Source organism: Burkholderia ubonensis, assembly GCF_001718695.1.
GTDB lineage: Bacteria > Pseudomonadota > Gammaproteobacteria > Burkholderiales > Burkholderiaceae > Burkholderia > Burkholderia ubonensis_B.
The window spans coordinates 2356268-2373540 of sequence record NZ_CP013420.1 but is presented as its reverse complement, the minus strand read 5'-3'; the positions used below and the strand labels follow the sequence as shown (position 1 = coordinate 2373540).

Genomic DNA, 17273 nt, shown 5'->3' with positions numbered 1-17273 from the left:
ATCAGGTATTTAAAGGAAAAGCGATGAGTACTGCTGCTTTGGTAGAAGGCAAGATCGTACAGTGCATCGGCGCCGTTATCGACGTGGAATTCCCGCGCGAAAGCATGCCGAAGATCTACGACGCGCTCATTCTGGAAGGCTCGGAACTGACGCTCGAAGTCCAGCAGCAGCTGGGCGACGGCGTGGTCCGCACCATCTGTCTGGGTGCATCCGACGGCCTGCGCCGCGGTCTGACGGTGAAGAACACGAACAAGCCGATCTCGGTGCCGGTCGGCAAGCCGACCCTCGGCCGGATCATGGACGTGCTCGGCCGCCCGATCGACGAGGCTGGCCCGATCGAGAGCGAACACACCCGCTCGATCCACCAGAAGGCGCCGGCGTTCGACGAACTGTCGCCGTCGACCGAACTGCTCGAAACGGGCATCAAGGTCATCGACCTGATCTGCCCGTTCGCAAAGGGCGGCAAGGTCGGCCTGTTCGGCGGTGCGGGCGTGGGCAAGACCGTCAACATGATGGAGCTCATCAACAACATCGCGAAGGAGCACGGCGGTTACTCCGTGTTCGCGGGCGTGGGCGAGCGTACCCGTGAAGGGAACGACTTCTACCACGAAATGAAGGACTCGAACGTTCTCGACAAGGTCGCGCTGGTGTACGGCCAGATGAACGAGCCGCCGGGCAACCGTCTGCGCGTCGCGCTGACCGGCCTGACGATGGCCGAGCACTTCCGTGACGAAGGCCTCGACGTGCTGTTCTTCGTCGACAACATCTACCGTTTCACGCTGGCCGGTACCGAAGTGTCGGCACTGCTCGGCCGTATGCCGTCGGCAGTGGGCTATCAGCCGACGCTGGCTGAAGAAATGGGCAAGCTGCAGGAACGCATCACGTCGACCAAGAAGGGCTCGATTACGTCGGTCCAGGCCGTGTACGTCCCTGCGGACGACTTGACCGACCCGTCGCCGGCTACGACCTTCGGCCACCTGGACGCAACCGTCGTTCTGTCGCGTGACATCGCTTCGCTGGGCATCTACCCGGCGGTCGACCCGCTCGACTCGACGTCGCGCCAGATCGACCCGAACGTGATCGGTGAAGAGCACTACACGATCACCCGCCGCGTTCAGCAGACGCTGCAGCGCTACAAGGAACTGCGCGACATCATCGCGATTCTGGGCATGGACGAACTGTCGCCGGAAGACAAGCTGTCGGTCGCGCGCGCACGCAAGATCCAGCGTTTCCTGTCGCAGCCGTTCCACGTCGCTGAAGTGTTCACGGGCTCGCCGGGCAAGTACGTGCCGCTGAAGGAAACGATCCGCGGCTTCAAGATGATCGTCGACGGCGAGTGCGATCACCTGCCGGAACAGGCGTTCTACATGGTCGGCACGATCGACGAAGCCTTCGAGAAGGCCAAGAAGATCCAGTAAAGGTCGGGTGTAACGCAGCGGGCGCCCGTGCGTCCGCGATGGCTGCCGTTCAGGCGGCTTTTCGCGGACGGGCGCCCACGTAACACGCTCAACCAGGAGTCGATATGGCAACCATCAAAGTAGACGTCGTCAGCGCGGAAGAGCAGATCTTCTCGGGCCAGGCGAAGTTCGTCGCGCTGCCGGGCGAAGCGGGTGAGCTGGGCATCCTGCCGGGTCACACGCCGCTGATCACGCGGATTCGTCCGGGTGCGGTGCGCATCGAAACCGAAAGCGGCAACGACGAATTCGTGTTCGTCGCGGGCGGCATTCTCGAAGTGCAGCCGGGCGCCGTGACGGTGCTCGCCGATACCGCGATCCGCGGCAAGGATCTCGACTCGGCGAAGGCCGAGGAAGCGCGCAAGCGCGCCGAGGAAACGCTGCAGAACGCGAAGTCGGACATCGACCTCGCGAAGGCGCAGTCCGAGCTCGCGACCGCCATGGCGCAGCTCGAAGCGATCCAGCGTCTGGCGAAGATGCGCAGCCGGCACTGAGCCGCGCATCACGCAAAAGAAAGCAGCCTCCGGGCTGCTTTTTTTTTCGCCCCGGTTTCGTCAGGGTTTCGTCCGAGCGTGCTATTTCGCCCGGACGCAGCGAATCGATGTCAGAGTGTCGTCAGCGGAGCGCGCTATCGTCCGCTGCATCAGACCGACAAAAGACGGAGACATCATGGCTGCAGACCCTGGCATGCGGGCGCTGATCGCGCCCGAGAACGGATTGTCGTACGTGCGCGGCGCGACCGACGTGCCGCTTTCCGAAGCGACGATCGGGCAGTTCCTGCGGGATACCGCCGGACGCTTTCCTGACCGTCCGGCCGTGGTGTTCCGCGAGCAGCGCGTGCGCTGGAGCTGGCGCGAATTCGCCGACGAGGTCGACGTGCTGGCCACGGGCCTCGCCGCGCTCGGCATCGCGAGGGGCGACCGCGTCGGGATCTGGTCGCCGAACCGCAGCGAATGGCTGCTGACTCAGTTCGCGACCGCGCGCATCGGCGCGATCCTCGTCAACCTCAATCCCGCGTACCGGCTCGCGGAAATCGAATACGCGCTGAACAAGGTCGGCTGCAAGGCGGTGATCACCGCCGAGCGCTTCAAGTCGTCCGGCTATGTCGACATGCTGCAGGCGATCGCGCCGGAACTCGCGTGCTGCGCGCCGGGCGACCTGCACGCGGTGCGCGTGCCGAGCCTGCGCACGATCGTGTCGATGGGCGAGGTCGCGCCCGCCGGCATGTTCCGCTTTGCCGACGTGATGGCGCGCGGCCGCACGGCGCTCGATGCCGCGCGCTCGACGCGCTCGGCGCGACGCTCGCGTCGATCGATCCGATCAACATCCAGTTCACGAGCGGCACGACCGGCAGCCCGAAGGGCGCGACGCTCTCGCACCGCAACGTCGTCAACAACGCGCGCTCGATCGCGCAGGCGATGCGCTTCAGCGAGCAGGATGCGCTGTGCATTCCGGTGCCGCTTTACCACTGCTTCGGGATGGTGCTGGCCGTGCTCGCGTGCGTGTCGACCGGCGCCGCGATGGTGTTCCCCGGCGAGGCGTTCGACCCGGCCGCGACGCTCGCCGCGGTTGCCGACGAACGCTGCACCGCGCTGCACGGCGTGCCGACGATGTTCATCGCGGAGCTCGATCATCCGGACTTCGCGAACTACGACCTGTCGTCGCTGCGCACCGGCATCATGGCCGGCTCGCCGTGCCCGATCGAGACGATGAAGCGCGTCGTGTCGCAGATGCACCTGTCGGAGATCACGATCGCGTACGGGATGACGGAGACGAGCCCCGTGTCGTTCCAGAGCTCGACCGACGATCCGCTCGAGATGCGCACGACGACCGTCGGCCGCATCCAGCCGCATCTGGAAGTGAAGATCGTCGATCCGAGCGGCGGCATCGTGCCGGTCGGCGCGACGGGCGAGCTGTGCACGAAGGGCTATTCGGTGATGCGCGGCTACTGGGACGACGACGAGAAGACGCGCGATGTGCTGATCGACGGCTGGATGCACACCGGCGATCTCGCGACGCTCGACGCTAACGGCTACTGCAACATCGTCGGCCGGCTGAAGGACATGCTGATCCGTGGCGGCGAGAACATCTATCCGCGCGAGATCGAGGAATTCCTGTTTCGTCATCCGAAGATCCAGAGCGCGCAGGTGTTCGGCGTGCCCGACGCGAAGTACGGCGAGGAAGTGTGCGCGTGGATCGTGCTGCGCGCGGGCGAGCAGCTGACCGAGGATGACGTGCGCGCGTTCTGCCAGGGGCAGATCGCGCACTACAAGATTCCGCGCTACATCCGCTTCGTCGACGAGCTGCCGATGACGGTGACAGGGAAGGTGCAGAAGTTCGTGATGCGTCAGCGCATGATCGACGAGCTGAAGCTCGACGTGCAGAAGACCGCGTGACGCGGGAAACGTGGCGCCCCGCGGGCCGCCACGTTTTCGATGGACGAAAAAAAGCGGGCTTATTAGCCCGCTAAAAACCACACGCTACGGGGTTAGCGCGAGGAGACCAAAGATGGAACGCATCCGGTCCGAAGACCGGAAACGACTCCAACAAGGATGCCCCCCGGAAGGGCTTCGGCATATAACCGACGGGCTCGCAGTGCTTTGCGTCCGCTCACACTTGGCACACGAGACCGCATCCGTGTTGAAACCGTTGAAAGGCATTGTGGGCGAATTGGTGCGCCCTCGCGGTAACAAAGTGTTTCAGGTTGTAACGCCCGCCGGATAAGGCTTTCCGGGATTTTTTGCTGTTTTAAGGGATTCCATTGAGGTCATTTTTACCAATATTATCGAAAGTGTTTTCATCGCGTGCGCGTAATGCGTTTTTCGTGCGCGACAGGCTCGACGAAGTCCACAATTGCACGCGAAAAAGTGCAATGCGCAGAGCATTCGATGTCTGACGATTCAATCGTCAGAAAGATTTTGAAACGTGATCGAGGGGCGCGCCAGTCGGCCGTTCGGCCAAACCGCGCGCCTGCGCCATCGCGTCACGCGCTGGCCGCCCGAGGCGCGGCCGCGGCCGGCGTCACTTCAGCCACTTGTCCGAGATCGCCCGGAACTCGCCGTTCGCGAGCGCCAGGTGCAGCCATTGATCGACGTACTGCTGGAACACGACGTCGCCGCGCGGCACCATGTATGCCTTCTCGCCGAACTGGAACGGCTGGTCCGGATGCACCGAGCACAGGCCCGGATTCAGTTTTTGCTGCAGCAGCGTCTCGGACGCGTCGGTCACCATCACGTCCGCCTTGCCGGCGAGGATCTGCTTGAAGATCGTCACGTTGTCCGGGTAGACAGTGACGTTCGCGTGCGTGAAGTGCTGCTTCGCAAAACGCTCGTTGGTGCCGCCCGGGTTCACGATCACGCGGGTCCCGGGGCGGTCGATCTGCGCGACGGTCTGGTATTGGTCGACGTCCGCGCAGCGCACGATCGGGGTCTTGCCGTCGGTCATGTACGGCTGCGTGAAGAACGCGCGCTTCTGGCGCTCGAGCGTCGTCGATACGCCGCCGACCGCGATGTCGCACTTCGCCACGAAATCCGCGGTCAGGGTCGGCCAGCTCGTCTTCACGTAGTCGGCCTTCACGCCGAGCGATTTCGCGAGCGCGTCGGCCATGTCGATGTCGATGCCTTCGAACCTGCCGTCGGCGCGGTAATACGAATACGGCTTGTAGTCGCCCGTCGTGCAGACACGCAGCGTGCCGCGCGCGAGCACGTCGTCGAGCCGCGAGCCGGCGCCTGCCGTGCCGCCGCCCGGGGCCGTCTGCGCGTGCGTGGCGGCGGCGCATGCCAGCGCGGTGATGATGGCGACGGCGGCAATCTTGGCGAGCTGCTTCATCGAGTCTCCTCCTTCGTTCGTTTCGATATGGGTGTCCGATCATAACGGAGCCATCGCGCGCGTCATATGGCCGCCATCGGCGCCGCGTGCACGGCGGGATGGCCCCGGTCCGGTAAAATGCGCTTTTGCCTCTTCCGCATCGTCGCCTCCACCGTGGCTCATACCCTGCTCAACGACACCTTCCTGCGTGCGCTCCTGCGCGAGCCGACCGACTACACGCCGATCTGGCTGATGCGCCAGGCGGGCCGCTACCTGCCCGAATACAACGCGACGCGCGCGCGCGCGGGCAGCTTCCTCGGCCTCGCGAAGAACCCCGACTACGCGACCAAAGTGACGCTGCAGCCGCTCGAGCGCTTCCCGCTCGACGCCGCGATCCTGTTCTCGGACATCCTGACGATTCCCGACGCGATGGGTCTCGGCCTCGACTTCCAGGTCGGCGAAGGGCCGAAGTTCGCGCATCCGGTGCGCACCGAAGCGGACGTCGCGAAGCTCGCGGTGCCGGACATCGGCGCGACGCTCGGCTACGTGACGGACGCGGTGCGCGAGATCCGCCGCGCGCTCACCGACGGCCAGGGCCGCCAGCGGGTGCCGCTGATCGGCTTCTCGGGCAGCCCGTGGACGCTCGCGTGCTACATGGTCGAAGGCGGCGGCTCGGACGACTTCCGCACCGTGAAGTCGATGGCGTATTCGCGGCCGGACCTGATGCACCGGATCCTCGACGTCAACGCGCAGGCGGTCGCCGCGTACCTGAACGCGCAGATCGAAGCGGGCGCGCAGGCGGTGATGATTTTCGATACGTGGGGCGGCGCGCTCGCCGACGGCGCGTACCAGCGCTTCTCGCTCGACTACATCCGCCGCGTCGTGTCGCAGCTCAAGCGCGAGCACGACGGCGAGCGCGTGCCGGTGATCACGTTCACGAAGGGCGGCGGGCTGTGGCTCGAGGAAATCGCGGCGACGGGCGTCGATGCGGTCGGGCTCGACTGGACGGTCAACGTCGGCGCCGCGCGCGAGCGCGTCGCGGGGCGCGTCGCGCTGCAGGGCAACCTCGATCCGACGATCCTGTTTGCGCCGCCGGCCGCGATCCGCGAGCAGGCGCGCGCGGTGCTCGACAGCTACGGCAACCATCCGGGCCACGTGTTCAACCTCGGGCACGGCATCTCGCAGTTCACGCCGCCCGAGCACGTCGCCGAACTGGTCGACGAGGTGCACAACCACAGCCGCGCGATTCGTAGCGGAGCCGCGCGCTGATTGCAGGCGCGGGCGTGCTGCGGTGCAGAGCGGCCGCGTTTCGCGCCCGGAACTAAACAGGGCGCAACCCCGCCCGGGCGGGTGATCGGCGGCTTGTCAAGACTTGACTTATACACATTTTCCACGTTGCAGCGCGGTAGAGCCCCGTATCGGTCAATTTGCCCCGCTATGGTCTGAGAATTTGAATAGCAGCCTTATGGAATAAGGCTTCGCGGGCCCCGGTTCCGAATCGGCAAAAGCAGCGGCAGGCTCGGCCCGACGCGCTCCGGGCGCGGTGAAAGGCAAGTTCTCAACAAAGTTATCCACAGGCCGGTCAGGGTATACGGCGATTCCTAATGCGAATCCAAAACTTAGCGACGAATCTGAAGTTTTACTTTAAGTTTGCCGCCGCCGCCCCCGTATTGAGGGGCGGAACCCGGATCGCTCGCACGCTCACGGGAGGCCCGTGACCGACGGCACCTATCTGCGGGTGGCGCTCGACCATCCGCTCGCGACCCTGTTCGATTACCGTTGCGACGCGCAGCCGGCGCCCGGGCCCGGCACGCTCGTGCAGGTGCCGTTCGGCAAGCGGCAGGCGGTCGGGCTCGTTTGCGAAGTGACGACTCACACCGACGTGCCGCCGTCGCGGCTGCGCGCGGTCGACGCGATCTGCGCGGACCTGCCGCCTCTGTCCGCCGACTGGCTCGCGCTCGTCGCGTTCGCCGCCGACTACTACCAGCGCGGCCGCGGCGAGGTCGCGCTGCCGGCGCTGCCGCAGGCGCTGCGCGACGCCGGACGCTGGGGCCGGCTGCTGGCGCCGGAGATCCGCTATCGGCTGTCGGACGCCGGCCGTGCCGCGCTGCCGGATGCGTTGCCTGCGCGTGCGGCGGCGCTGCGGCGGCTGGCCCAGGCGCTCGCCGACGCCGAGTCGCTGAGCCTGCCCGACGCGCGTGCGCTGCATCCGAAGGCGGCGGCGACGCTCGACGACTGGGCCGCGCAAGGCTGGGTCGAGGTCGACGAAATCGGCTGGGCGGACAACCCTGTGCCCAAGCCTGTGGATAACCTGTCGACAATGGGTGGACAAGGCGGTGCGCGAACCGTGCCGCCGCCGCTGACCGACCAGCAGGCCGAGGCGCTCGACGCGATCCGCGCCGCGCAGGGGTTCGCGCCGTTCCTGCTGCACGGCGTGACCGGCAGCGGCAAGACCGAGGTCTACCTGCACGCGCTCGCGTCGCTGCTGGGCGCGCGGCCTGACGCGCAGGCGCTCGTGCTCGTCCCCGAAATCAACCTGACGCCGCAGTTCGAGGCGGCGTTTCGCGCGCGCTTTGCCGGCACGCTCGCGCCTGAAGCGATCGTCACGCTGCACAGCGGCCTCGCCGAAGGCGAGCGCGCGCGCAACTGGCTGGCCGCGCACACGGGCCGTGCGCGGATCGTGCTCGGCACGCGCCTCGCGGTGCTCGCGTCGCTGCCGGCGCTCGCGCTGATCGTCGTCGACGAGGAGCACGAGCCGGCCTACAAGCAGCAGGAAGGGCTGCGCTATTCGGCGCGCGACCTCGCGGTCTGGCGCGCGAAGCAGCTCGGCATCCCGGTCGTGCTCGGCTCCGCGACGCCGTCGCTCGAAAGCTGGTGGCAGGCCGAGCAGGGGCGCTATACGAAGCTCACGCTGTCGCGGCGCGCGGTGGCCGACGCGGTGCTGCCGAGCGTGCGGCTGATCGACCTCGAAGAGGAGCGGCGGCGCGGGCGGGCGTCGATGGGCGGGCTGTCCGGGCCGCTCGTCGCAGCGCTGAAGGCGCGGCTCGAGCGCGGCGAGCAGAGCCTCGTGTTCCTGAACCGGCGCGGCTACGCGCCGCAGCTCGCGTGCGACGCGTGCGGCTGGGTGGCCGGCTGCCCGCGCTGCAGCGCATACGTCGTGCTGCACAAGCCCGAGCATGCGCTGCGCTGCCACCACTGCGGCTGGGAGGCGCGCATCCCGCGCTCGTGCCCCGAATGCGGCAACGTCGACATCGCGCCGCTCGGCCGCGGCACGCAGCGCATCGAGGAAGCGCTCGTCGAGGCGGTGCCCGGCGCGCGCGTATTGCGGATCGACGCGGACAGCACGCGCCGCAAGGGCAGCGCGCAGGCGCTGTTCTCGGACGTGCACGCGGGCGAGGTCGACATCCTGGTCGGCACGCAGATGATCGCGAAAGGGCACGATTTCCAGCGCGTGTCGCTCGTCGGCGTGCTCAACGCCGATACCGCGCTGTTCTCGCACGACTTCCGCGCGAGCGAGCGGCTGTTCGCGCAGCTGATGCAGGTGAGCGGCCGCGCGGGCCGCGCCGGGCTGCCGGGCGACGTGCTCGTGCAGACGCGCTATCCGCGCCACGCGCTGTACCACGCGCTCGCGCGGCACGATTACGTCGGCTTCGCGAATTCGACGCTCGGCGAGCGCCGCGACGCGCATCTGCCGCCGTTCGTCTACCAGGCGCTGCTGCGCGCCGAAGGGCGCACGCTCGACGCGGCGCTCGAATTCCTGCAGCGGGCCGCGGCGGCGCTGCCGGGGCTGCCCGGCGCGGACCGCGTGACCGTCTACGACGCGGTGCCGATGACGATCGTCAAGGTCGCGAACGTGCATCGCGCGCAGCTGCTGCTCGAAAGCGCGTCGCGGGCGGCGCTGCAGCACGCGCTGCGCGCGTGGCAATTCATTCGAGCTGCGCGCGCTGAAGGGCGTGCTGAGGTGGAGCGTCGAGGTCGATCCGCTGGATATCTGATGGGCCGGCGCAACCTGCTTTCATGCGCGCGGTAGGGGGCTTGCGCGACCGGCGCGCGTCCGCACGCCGCGGATCAGGGAAAATACCGATCCCCGCGGCGCGGGCAACCCCTAGGTTGCGACAGCATAAACCACTGATTATATTGGATAAGTTTGAGGTGCAACCCTGCTTGCAATTTGGTTGCACCTTTTTATTGTGTGCCGTAGGATTTCGCGCATCCTCTCACGTCACTGGCCGGCTTTCGTCCGGCGCACGAATCCATCATGGCAAGCACCACCCTTGGCGTCAAAGTCGACGATCTGCTCCGCTCGCGCCTGAAAGACGCGGCGACGCGGCTCGAACGCACTCCCCACTGGCTGATCAAGCAGGCGATCTTCGCGTATCTCGAACGCATCGAGCACGGCCAGCTGCCGCCGGAGCTGGCCGGCCACAGCGGCGTGACCGAGCTGGCCGACAGCCACGCCGGCGAAGGCGGCGACGACGACAACTCGCCGCACCCGTTCCTCGAGTTCGCGCAGAACGTGCAGCCGCAATCGGTGCTGCGCGCGGCGATCACCGCCGCGTACCGCCGCCCCGAGCCGGAATGCGTGCCGTTCCTGGTCGGCCAGGCGCGGCTGCCCGCGAACCTGCAGGCGGACGTGCAGGCGCTCGCGACGCAGCTCGTCGAGGCGCTGCGCGAGAAGAGCTCGGGCGGCGGCGTCGAAGGGCTGATCCACGAATTCTCGCTGTCGAGCCAGGAAGGCGTCGCGCTGATGTGTCTCGCGGAAGCGCTGCTGCGCATTCCCGACCGCGCGACCCGCGACGCGCTGATCCGCGACAAGATCAGCAAGGGCGACTGGCGCTCGCACGTCGGCCACGCGCCGTCGCTGTTCGTCAACGCGGCGACCTGGGGGCTGATGATCACCGGCAAGCTCGTCACGACGAACAGCGAAGCGGGCCTGTCGTCGGCGCTCACGCGCCTGATCGGCAAGGGCGGCGAGCCGCTGATCCGCAAGGGCGTCGACATGGCGATGCGCCTGATGGGCGAGCAGTTCGTGACCGGCGAGACGATCTCCGAAGCGCTCGCGAACAGCCGCAAGTACGAAGCGCGCGGCTTCCGCTACTCGTACGACATGCTCGGCGAAGCGGCGACGACCGAAGAGGACGCGCAGCGCTACTACGCGTCGTACGAGCAGGCGATCCACGCGATCGGCAAGGCGGCCGGCGGCCGCGGCATCTACGAAGGCCCCGGCATCTCGATCAAGCTGTCGGCGCTGCATGCGCGCTACTCGCGCTCGCAGCAGGAGCGCACGATGACCGAGCTGCTGCCGCGCGTGCGCGCGCTCGCGCTGCTCGCGCGCCGCTACGACATCGGCCTGAACATCGACGCGGAGGAAGCGGACCGCCTCGAGCTGTCGCTCGACCTGCTCGAGGCGCTGTGCTTCGATCCGGAGCTGGCCGGCTGGAACGGCATCGGCTTCGTCGTGCAGGGCTACCAGAAGCGCTGCCCGTTCGTGATCGACTACCTGATCGATCTCGCGCGCCGCAGCCGTCACCGCCTGATGATCCGCCTCGTGAAGGGCGCGTACTGGGATACCGAGATCAAGCGCGCGCAGGTCGACGGCCTGGAAGGCTATCCGGTCTACACGCGCAAGATCTACACGGACGTGTCGTACCTCGCGTGCGCGAAGAAGCTGCTCGCGGCGCCGGACGCGGTCTATCCGCAGTTCGCGACGCACAACGCGTACACGCTCGCGGCGATCTACCAGCTCGCGGGCCAGAACTACTACCCGGGCCAGTACGAATTCCAGTGCCTGCACGGGATGGGCGAGCCGCTGTACGAGGAAGTCACCGGCCGCGACAAGCTGAACCGCCCGTGCCGCGTGTACGCGCCGGTCGGCACGCACGAGACGCTGCTCGCGTACCTCGTGCGCCGCCTGCTGGAGAACGGCGCGAACACGTCGTTCGTGAACCGCATCGCCGACAAGACCGTGTCGGTGAAGGAGCTGGTCGCCGATCCGGTCGAGGAAGCGCTGAAGGTCGTGCCGCTCGGCGCGCCGCACGCGAAGATCCCGCTGCCGCGCAACCTGTACGGCGACGAGCGCTTCAACTCGATGGGCCTCGACCTGTCGAACGAGCACCGCCTCGCGTCGCTGTCGTCCGCGCTGCTCGCGAGCGCGCATCATCCGTGGCGCGCCGCGCCGATGCTCGCCGACGACGCGGTCGCCGACGCGCCGGCCCGCGACGTGCGCAACCCGGCCGACCATCGCGACGTCGTCGGCGCGGTCAGCGAAGCGAGCGCCGAGCACGTGAGCGCCGCGCTCGCGCATGCGGTGGCCGCCGCGCCGATCTGGCAGGCGACTCCGGTCGACGCGCGCGCCGACTGCCTCGCACGCGCGGCCGACCTGCTCGAAGCGCAGATGCACACGCTGATGGGCCTGATCGTGCGCGAAGCGGGCAAGTCGCTGCCGAACGCGATCGCGGAAATCCGTGAAGCGGTCGATTTCCTGCGCTACTACGCCGCGCAGATCCGCGACGAATTCTCGAACGACACGCATCGTCCGCTCGGCCCCGTGGTCTGCATCAGCCCGTGGAACTTCCCGCTCGCGATCTTCATGGGCCAGGTGGCGGCAGCGCTCGCCGCCGGCAACACGGTGCTCGCGAAGCCGGCCGAGCAGACCCCGCTGATCGCCGCGCAAGCGGTGCGCATCCTGCGCGAGGCCGGCGTGCCGGCCGGCGCGGTGCAACTGCTGCCGGGCACCGGCGAGACGGTCGGTGCGGCGCTCGTCGCCGACGCGCGCACCCGCGCGGTGATGTTCACCGGCTCGACCGAAGTCGCGCGCCTGATCAACAAGACGCTGTCGGCGCGCCTCGATCCGGACGGCAAGCCGATCCCGCTGATCGCCGAGACGGGCGGCCAGAACGCGATGATCGTCGATTCGTCGGCGCTTGCCGAGCAGGTCGTCGCGGACGTGATGCAGTCGTCGTTCGATTCCGCCGGTCAACGGTGTTCGGCGCTGCGCGTTCTGTGTTTGCAGGACGATGTCGCGGACCGCACGCTGACGATGCTGAAAGGCGCGATGCAGGAGCTCGCGCTCGGCAACCCGGACCGCCTGTCGACCGACGTCGGCCCGGTGATCGACGCCGAAGCGAAGCAGACGATCGACGCGCACGTCGCGGCGATGAAGGACAAGGGCCACGCGGTCACGCAGATGCCGATGCCGGAAGCCTGCGCGCACGGCACGTTCGTGCCGCCGACGCTGATCGAGATCGGCAGCGTCGACGAGCTCAAGCGCGAGGTGTTCGGCCCGGTGCTGCACGTCGTGCGCTATCGCCGCAGCGCGCTGGACAAGCTGCTCGAGCAGATCCGCGCGACCGGCTATGGCCTGACGCTCGGCATCCACACGCGGATCGACGAGACGATCGCGCACGTGATCGAGCGAGCGCGCGCACGTCGGCAACATCTACGTGAACCGCAACGTGATCGGCGCGGTGGTCGGCGTGCAGCCGTTCGGCGGCGAAGGGCTGTCGGGCACGGGCCCGAAGGCGGGCGGCGCGCTGTACCTGCAGCGCCTGCTCGCGACGCGTCCGTCCGGCCTGCCGCGCTCGCTCGCCGGCATGCTGGTCGCGGACGACGTCGCCGAAGGCGAGCAGCGCGAGAACCCCGCGGCGACGCTGACGGCGCTGCGCGACTGGCTGATCGAGCAGCGCGAGCCGACGCTGGCGGCGCGTTGCGACGGCTACCTCGCACAGGTGCCGGCGGGCGCGACCGCGGTGCTGACCGGCCCGACGGGCGAGCGCAACACGTATACACTCGGCCCGCGCGGCACGGTGCTGTGCGTCGCGGCGACGCCGAGCGGCGCGCGCGCGCAGTTCGCGGCGGTGCTCGCTACGGCCAACCGTGCGCTCTTCGCGGGCGCGGCGGGCGAGGCGCTCTTCGCCGCGCTGCCGGCGGCGCTGAAGGCGCATGCGGGCGTGCGCAAGCAGGCCGACGCGGCGTTCGACGCGGTGCTGTTCGAAGGCGACAGCGACGAGTTGCAGACGCTGGTGAAGGAAGTCGCGCAGCGGCCGGGCCCGATCGTGTCGGTGCAGGGCGTGTCGGCGGGCGCGTTCGAGAACGGCGACGCGGAAGACTACGCGCTCGAGCGCCTGCTGACGGAGCGCTCGGTCAGCGTGAACACCGCGGCGGCGGGCGGCAATGCGAATTTGATGACGATCGGCTGAACATCCTTGCCGTTCGGATCAAGAAAAGGAAGCGGCAAGGCGATCCCGAAGCCGCTCCATTTACACCTGGTACCTAGGAGAAGCTATGCAACACACGATGAAAAAGCTGGCAGGCGCGACGTTCGTTGCGGTCATGTCGCTGGCGGGGACTGCGCATGCGGATGACGTGAAGGTCGGCTACGCAGGGCCGATGACGGGTGCGCAGGCGCATTACGGCAAGGATATGCAGAACGGCATCGTGCTCGCGATCGAGGATTTCAACGCGACCAAGCCGGTGATCGGCGGCAAGCCGGTGAAGTTCGTGCTCGACACGCAGGACGACCAGGCCGACCCGCGCACGGGCACGACGGTCGCGCAGAAGCTCGTCGACGACGGCATCAAGGGCATGCTCGGCCACTTCAACTCGGGCACGACGATTCCGGCCTCGCGCATCTACGCGAACGCGGGCATTCCGCAGATCGCGATGGCGACCGCGCCGGAATACACGCAGCAGGGCTACAAGACGACCTTCCGCATGATGACGTCCGACACGCAGCAGGGCTCGGTGGCGGGCACGTTCGTCGCGAAGGATCTCGGCCTGAAGAAGATCGCGATCGTCGACGACCGCACCGCTTACGGCCAGGGTCTCGCCGACCAGTTCGAGAAGGCGGCGAAGGCCGCCGGCGCGACGATCGTGCTGCGCGAATTCACGAACGACAAGGCGGTCGACTTCAAGGCGATCCTGACGAAGCTGAAGGCGGCGCAGCCGGACATCGTCTACTACGGCGGCGCGGATTCGCAGGCGGCGCCGATGGTCAAGCAGATGAAGGCGCTGGGCTTCAAGGCGCCGCTGATGGGCGGCGAAATGGTGAAGACGCCGACGTTCCTGAAGATCGCGGGTGACGCGGCCGACGGCACGATCGCTTCGCTCGCGGGCCTGCCGCTCGACGAGATGCCCGGCGGCAAGTCGTACGCCGACAAGTACAAGAAGCGCTTCGGCGAGGACGTGCAGACCTATTCGCCGTACTCGTACGACGGCGCGATGGCGCTGTTCAACGCGATGAAGAAGGCGAACTCGACCGATCCGGCGAAGTACCTGCCGCTGCTCGCGAAGACCGACATGGCCGGCGTCACGTCGACCCACCTCGCGTACGACGCGAAGGGCGACCTGAAGAACGGCGGCATCACGATGTACAAGGTCGAGAAGGGCGAGTGGAAGCCGCTGAAGAGCATCGGCGGCAAGTAAGCCCGATGCTGATCGCGGGCGGCGCCGAACGGCGTCGCGTCGCGCATCCTGCGGGAAAGCCGTCGGGCCTTCGGGCCCGGCGGCTTTTTTGTTGGCGGGTTGGCGGGTACTGCGGCGACGTCAGGCGCGGTACGCACGCTCCAGCAACGCCGCGACATCCATCGCACGCGGATCGAAGCCGCCCGCGATGCGGCCCCACGCCGGCTCGGCGAGCCGCGTCGCGACGAACGCGTCGGCCACCGCGGCTGGCGCATCGCGTGTGAGCAGGCAGGCCTGCGCCACCAGCGCGAGCCGCTGCGCGAACAGGCGGCCGGACGCTTCGAGCGTATCGGGCGGCGCGGCGAGCATCACGCGCAGCGCGTCGAGCGCGGCGCGGATGCGCGGCTCGCCCGCGCCCAGCTCCGTCAGCTCGGCGAGCAGCGCGGCCGCCGCGTCGGGTTCGCGCGACACCGCGCGCAGGACGTCGAGGCACATCACGTTGCCGGAGCCTTCCCAGATCGAGTTGACGGGTGCTTCGCGGAACAGCCGCGCGATCGGGCCGTCGTCGACGTAGCCGTTGCCGCCGAACACTTCCATCACTTCGCCGGTCAGCTCGACCGCGCGCTTGCAGACCCAGAACTTCGCGGCGGGCGTGACGATCCGCTTCCACGCGCGCTCGCGCGGCGTGTCGTCGCGTTCGAACGCGGCGGCGAGCCGCATCGCCAGCGCGAGCGCGGCCTCGCTTTCGAGCGCGAGATCGGCGAGCACCGTGCGCATCAGCGGCTGCTCGGCGAGCGCGCGGCCGAACGCATGGCGCTGCCGTGTGTACGCGATCGCCTGCACGACGCCCTGGCGCAGCATCGCCGCGCTGCCGAGCACGCAGTTCAGGCGCGTATAGGTCGCCATCTCGATGATGGTCGGGATGCCGCGGCCTTCGTCGCCGAGCATGATGCCCCACGCATCGTCGAGCTCGATCTCGCTGCTCGAGTTGCTGCGGTTGCCGACCTTGTTCTTCAGGCGCTGGATCTCGACCGCGTTCTTCGTGCCGTCGGGCCGCCAGCGCGGCACGTAGAAGCACGACGGGCCGCCGGCGTCGGTGCGCGCGACGACGAGGTGCGCGTCGCACATCGGCGCGGAGAAGAACCACTTGTGGCCGCGCAGCCGGTATTCGCCGCCGCGGCCGCCCGCGCCGGCCGGCGTCGCGAGCGTCGTGTTCGCGCGCACGTCGGAGCCGCCCTGTTTCTCGGTCATGCCCATGCCGATCCAGATCGAGCGCTTGTCCGCGACCGGCACGTCGCGCGGGTCGTAGACGTCGCTGTAGAGCTTGTCGCGCAGCATCTCCCACAGCGCGGGCTCCTTCTGCAGCACGGGGATCGCGGCCTGCGTCATCGTCGCCGGGCACAGCGTGCCGGCCTCGATCTGGCCGTGCAGGTAGAAGCCGGCGGCGGTCGCCGCCCAGCGGCCGGGCCGCGTGTCGCGGAACGCGAGCGACACGAAGCCTTCGGCGCGATACAGGCCGAGCAGCGCGTGCCAGGCCGGATGGAACTCGACGCGGTCGATGCGCCGGCCGCGCCGGTCGAATGCGTGCAGTTCCGGCGGATAGTGGTTCGCGTCGTCGGCGAGCTGCGCGGTGTCGGCGCTGCCGAGCCGGGCGCCGTACGCGTCGAGCTGCGGCGCGGCCCAGCCGGCCCCGGCGCGCGCGAGCGCCTCGCGCAGCGCGGCGTCGGTCGTGAAGAGGTTATAGTCGACGAGTTCGTCGAACTGGTTCGAGACTGCGTGCGTCGGGCCTGTCATCGATGTGTCTCCTCATCCGGGGCTTCGTCTTGTCCTGATTCCAGAGTAGCAAATATGCCGCCGCGACATGTTCAGGTTCCGGCGCCGCAGCCCCGGCCCGCGCTGCGCCGCCGGCCGCGCCAGCCGCGCGCGCAGGCGAGCTCCGATGCGCTGCAGCAGGCGTTCGTTCAGCTTTTGCTCGAGCGCGGCTATGCGAAGGCGACGATCCGCGAGATCGCGGCGGTGGCGGGCGTGAGCGTGGGCACGTTCTACGAGTATTTCGCCGACAAGCAGAGCCTCGCGGCGCTGTGCATCCACCGGCGCGTGCAGGCGATGGCCGACCAGTTGCGCGCCGCGGCGCAGGCATTGCGCGGCCGGCCGCGCGCCGAAGTTGCCGCCGCGTTCGTCGCGCTGCAGGTCGACGTCGTGATTGCGGACGCCGGGCTATGGACCGCGCTGTTCGCGCTCGAGCGGCAGGTGTCGCCGCTCGCCGCGTACCGGCGTCATTATGACGGCTACGTCGAACTGTGGCGCGACGCGCTCGCGCACGCGGCCGATCCGCCGCCGGCAGAACGGCTCGGCGAGGTCGCGCGGCTCGCGCATTCGCTGTGCTACGGATGGGTGTCGCAGTCGCTGCTGACGCGCGGGCCCGCGCCAGGCGCCGCCGCGCTGCGCGACGAACTGCACGCGGCGCTGCAGGCCTACCTGGCCGCCGTGCCGGGGGCGTCCGGCGGTTGACGCCTGCCCGCGAAATGCCTTCATTGCATGACGGGAACCCCCAATCCTCCAAAAATTGAACCTGGCGCGATGTGTGTCATGACCTGAATGCATGGCTGC

General features: G+C 68.3%; 8 protein-coding genes and 2 pseudogenes. 8 read left to right on the top strand and 2 right to left on the bottom strand.

The genetic code is table 11. The features are described 5' to 3' along the window. Positions 1 to 23: 23 nt before the first annotated feature. The 3 genes and pseudogenes from atpD (at position 24) to WJ35_RS10850 (ending at position 3850) form a co-directional block, all read left to right on the top strand. Positions 24 to 1418, top strand: coding sequence for a F0F1 ATP synthase subunit beta (atpD, locus tag WJ35_RS10860; RefSeq protein ID WP_029226648.1), 1395 nt, complete (start codon positions 24 to 26; stop codon positions 1416 to 1418). A 104-nt stretch (positions 1419 to 1522) separates the two neighbouring features. Continuing rightward, positions 1523 to 1948 (top strand): F0F1 ATP synthase subunit epsilon, encoded by a 426-nt coding sequence (locus WJ35_RS10855; protein WP_010093094.1) that lies wholly within the window; start codon positions 1523 to 1525, stop codon positions 1946 to 1948. Positions 1949 to 2123: 175 nt separating this feature from the next. After that, positions 2124 to 3850, top strand: a pseudogene (locus tag WJ35_RS10850) (AMP-binding protein). A gap of 625 nt (positions 3851 to 4475) precedes the next feature. On the opposite strand, the gene WJ35_RS10845 reads toward WJ35_RS10850, so the two are convergent. Continuing rightward, positions 4476 to 5282 carry a transporter substrate-binding domain-containing protein gene (locus WJ35_RS10845; protein WP_060231153.1) on the bottom strand — a complete coding sequence of 269 codons (807 nt, stop codon included), beginning with the start codon at positions 5280 to 5282 and terminating at the stop codon, positions 4476 to 4478. A gap of 153 nt (positions 5283 to 5435) precedes the next feature. Between WJ35_RS10845 and hemE the strand changes: the two genes are divergently transcribed. The 4 genes and pseudogenes from hemE to WJ35_RS10825 all read left to right on the top strand — a co-directional run bounded on the left by hemE (position 5436) and on the right by WJ35_RS10825 (position 14684). Continuing rightward, on the top strand, positions 5436 to 6530 hold the full coding sequence (gene hemE, locus WJ35_RS10840) for a uroporphyrinogen decarboxylase (protein ID WP_088580074.1): 1095 nt from the start codon (positions 5436 to 5438) through the stop codon (positions 6528 to 6530). A gap of 445 nt (positions 6531 to 6975) precedes the next feature. Further along, positions 6976 to 9256, top strand: a pseudogene (locus WJ35_RS10835) (primosomal protein N'). Positions 9257 to 9519: 263 nt separating this feature from the next. After that, positions 9520 to 13536 (top strand): trifunctional transcriptional regulator/proline dehydrogenase/L-glutamate gamma-semialdehyde dehydrogenase, encoded by a 4017-nt coding sequence (gene putA / locus WJ35_RS10830; RefSeq protein ID WP_420480890.1) that lies wholly within the window; start codon positions 9520 to 9522, stop codon positions 13534 to 13536. Between the two features lie 8 nt (positions 13537 to 13544). Beyond that, positions 13545 to 14684, top strand: a complete 1140-nt coding sequence (locus tag WJ35_RS10825) for a branched-chain amino acid ABC transporter substrate-binding protein (RefSeq protein ID WP_010093087.1) — start codon at positions 13545 to 13547, stop codon at positions 14682 to 14684. Between the two features lie 120 nt (positions 14685 to 14804). On the opposite strand, the gene WJ35_RS10820 is transcribed toward WJ35_RS10825, so the two are convergent. Beyond that, the gene (locus WJ35_RS10820; RefSeq protein WP_069239142.1) at positions 14805 to 16457 is read right to left on the bottom strand and encodes an isovaleryl-CoA dehydrogenase; all 1653 of its coding nucleotides are present in this window, start codon (positions 16455 to 16457) and stop codon (positions 14805 to 14807) included. A 54-nt stretch (positions 16458 to 16511) separates the two neighbouring features. Between WJ35_RS10820 and WJ35_RS10815 the strand changes: the two genes are divergently transcribed. Further along, on the top strand, positions 16512 to 17174 hold the full coding sequence (locus WJ35_RS10815) for a TetR/AcrR family transcriptional regulator (RefSeq protein WP_060231167.1): 663 nt from the start codon (positions 16512 to 16514) through the stop codon (positions 17172 to 17174). The last annotated feature ends 99 nt before the right edge of the window (positions 17175 to 17273 follow it).

Coding starts and splice junctions, on each gene's coding strand:
- WJ35_RS10855 (WP_010093094.1), top strand. CDS start 1,523: ATGGCAACCATCAAAGTAGACGTCGTCAGCGCGGAAGAGCAGATCTTC.
- WJ35_RS10815 (WP_060231167.1), top strand. CDS start 16,512: ATGCCGCCGCGACATGTTCAGGTTCCGGCGCCGCAGCCCCGGCCCGCG.
- WJ35_RS10820 (WP_069239142.1), bottom strand. CDS start 16,457: ATGACAGGCCCGACGCACGCAGTCTCGAACCAGTTCGACGAACTCGTC.
- atpD (WP_029226648.1), top strand. CDS start 24: ATGAGTACTGCTGCTTTGGTAGAAGGCAAGATCGTACAGTGCATCGGC.
- putA (WP_420480890.1), top strand. CDS start 9,520: ATGGCAAGCACCACCCTTGGCGTCAAAGTCGACGATCTGCTCCGCTCG.
- WJ35_RS10845 (WP_060231153.1), bottom strand. CDS start 5,282: ATGAAGCAGCTCGCCAAGATTGCCGCCGTCGCCATCATCACCGCGCTG.
- WJ35_RS10825 (WP_010093087.1), top strand. CDS start 13,545: ATGCAACACACGATGAAAAAGCTGGCAGGCGCGACGTTCGTTGCGGTC.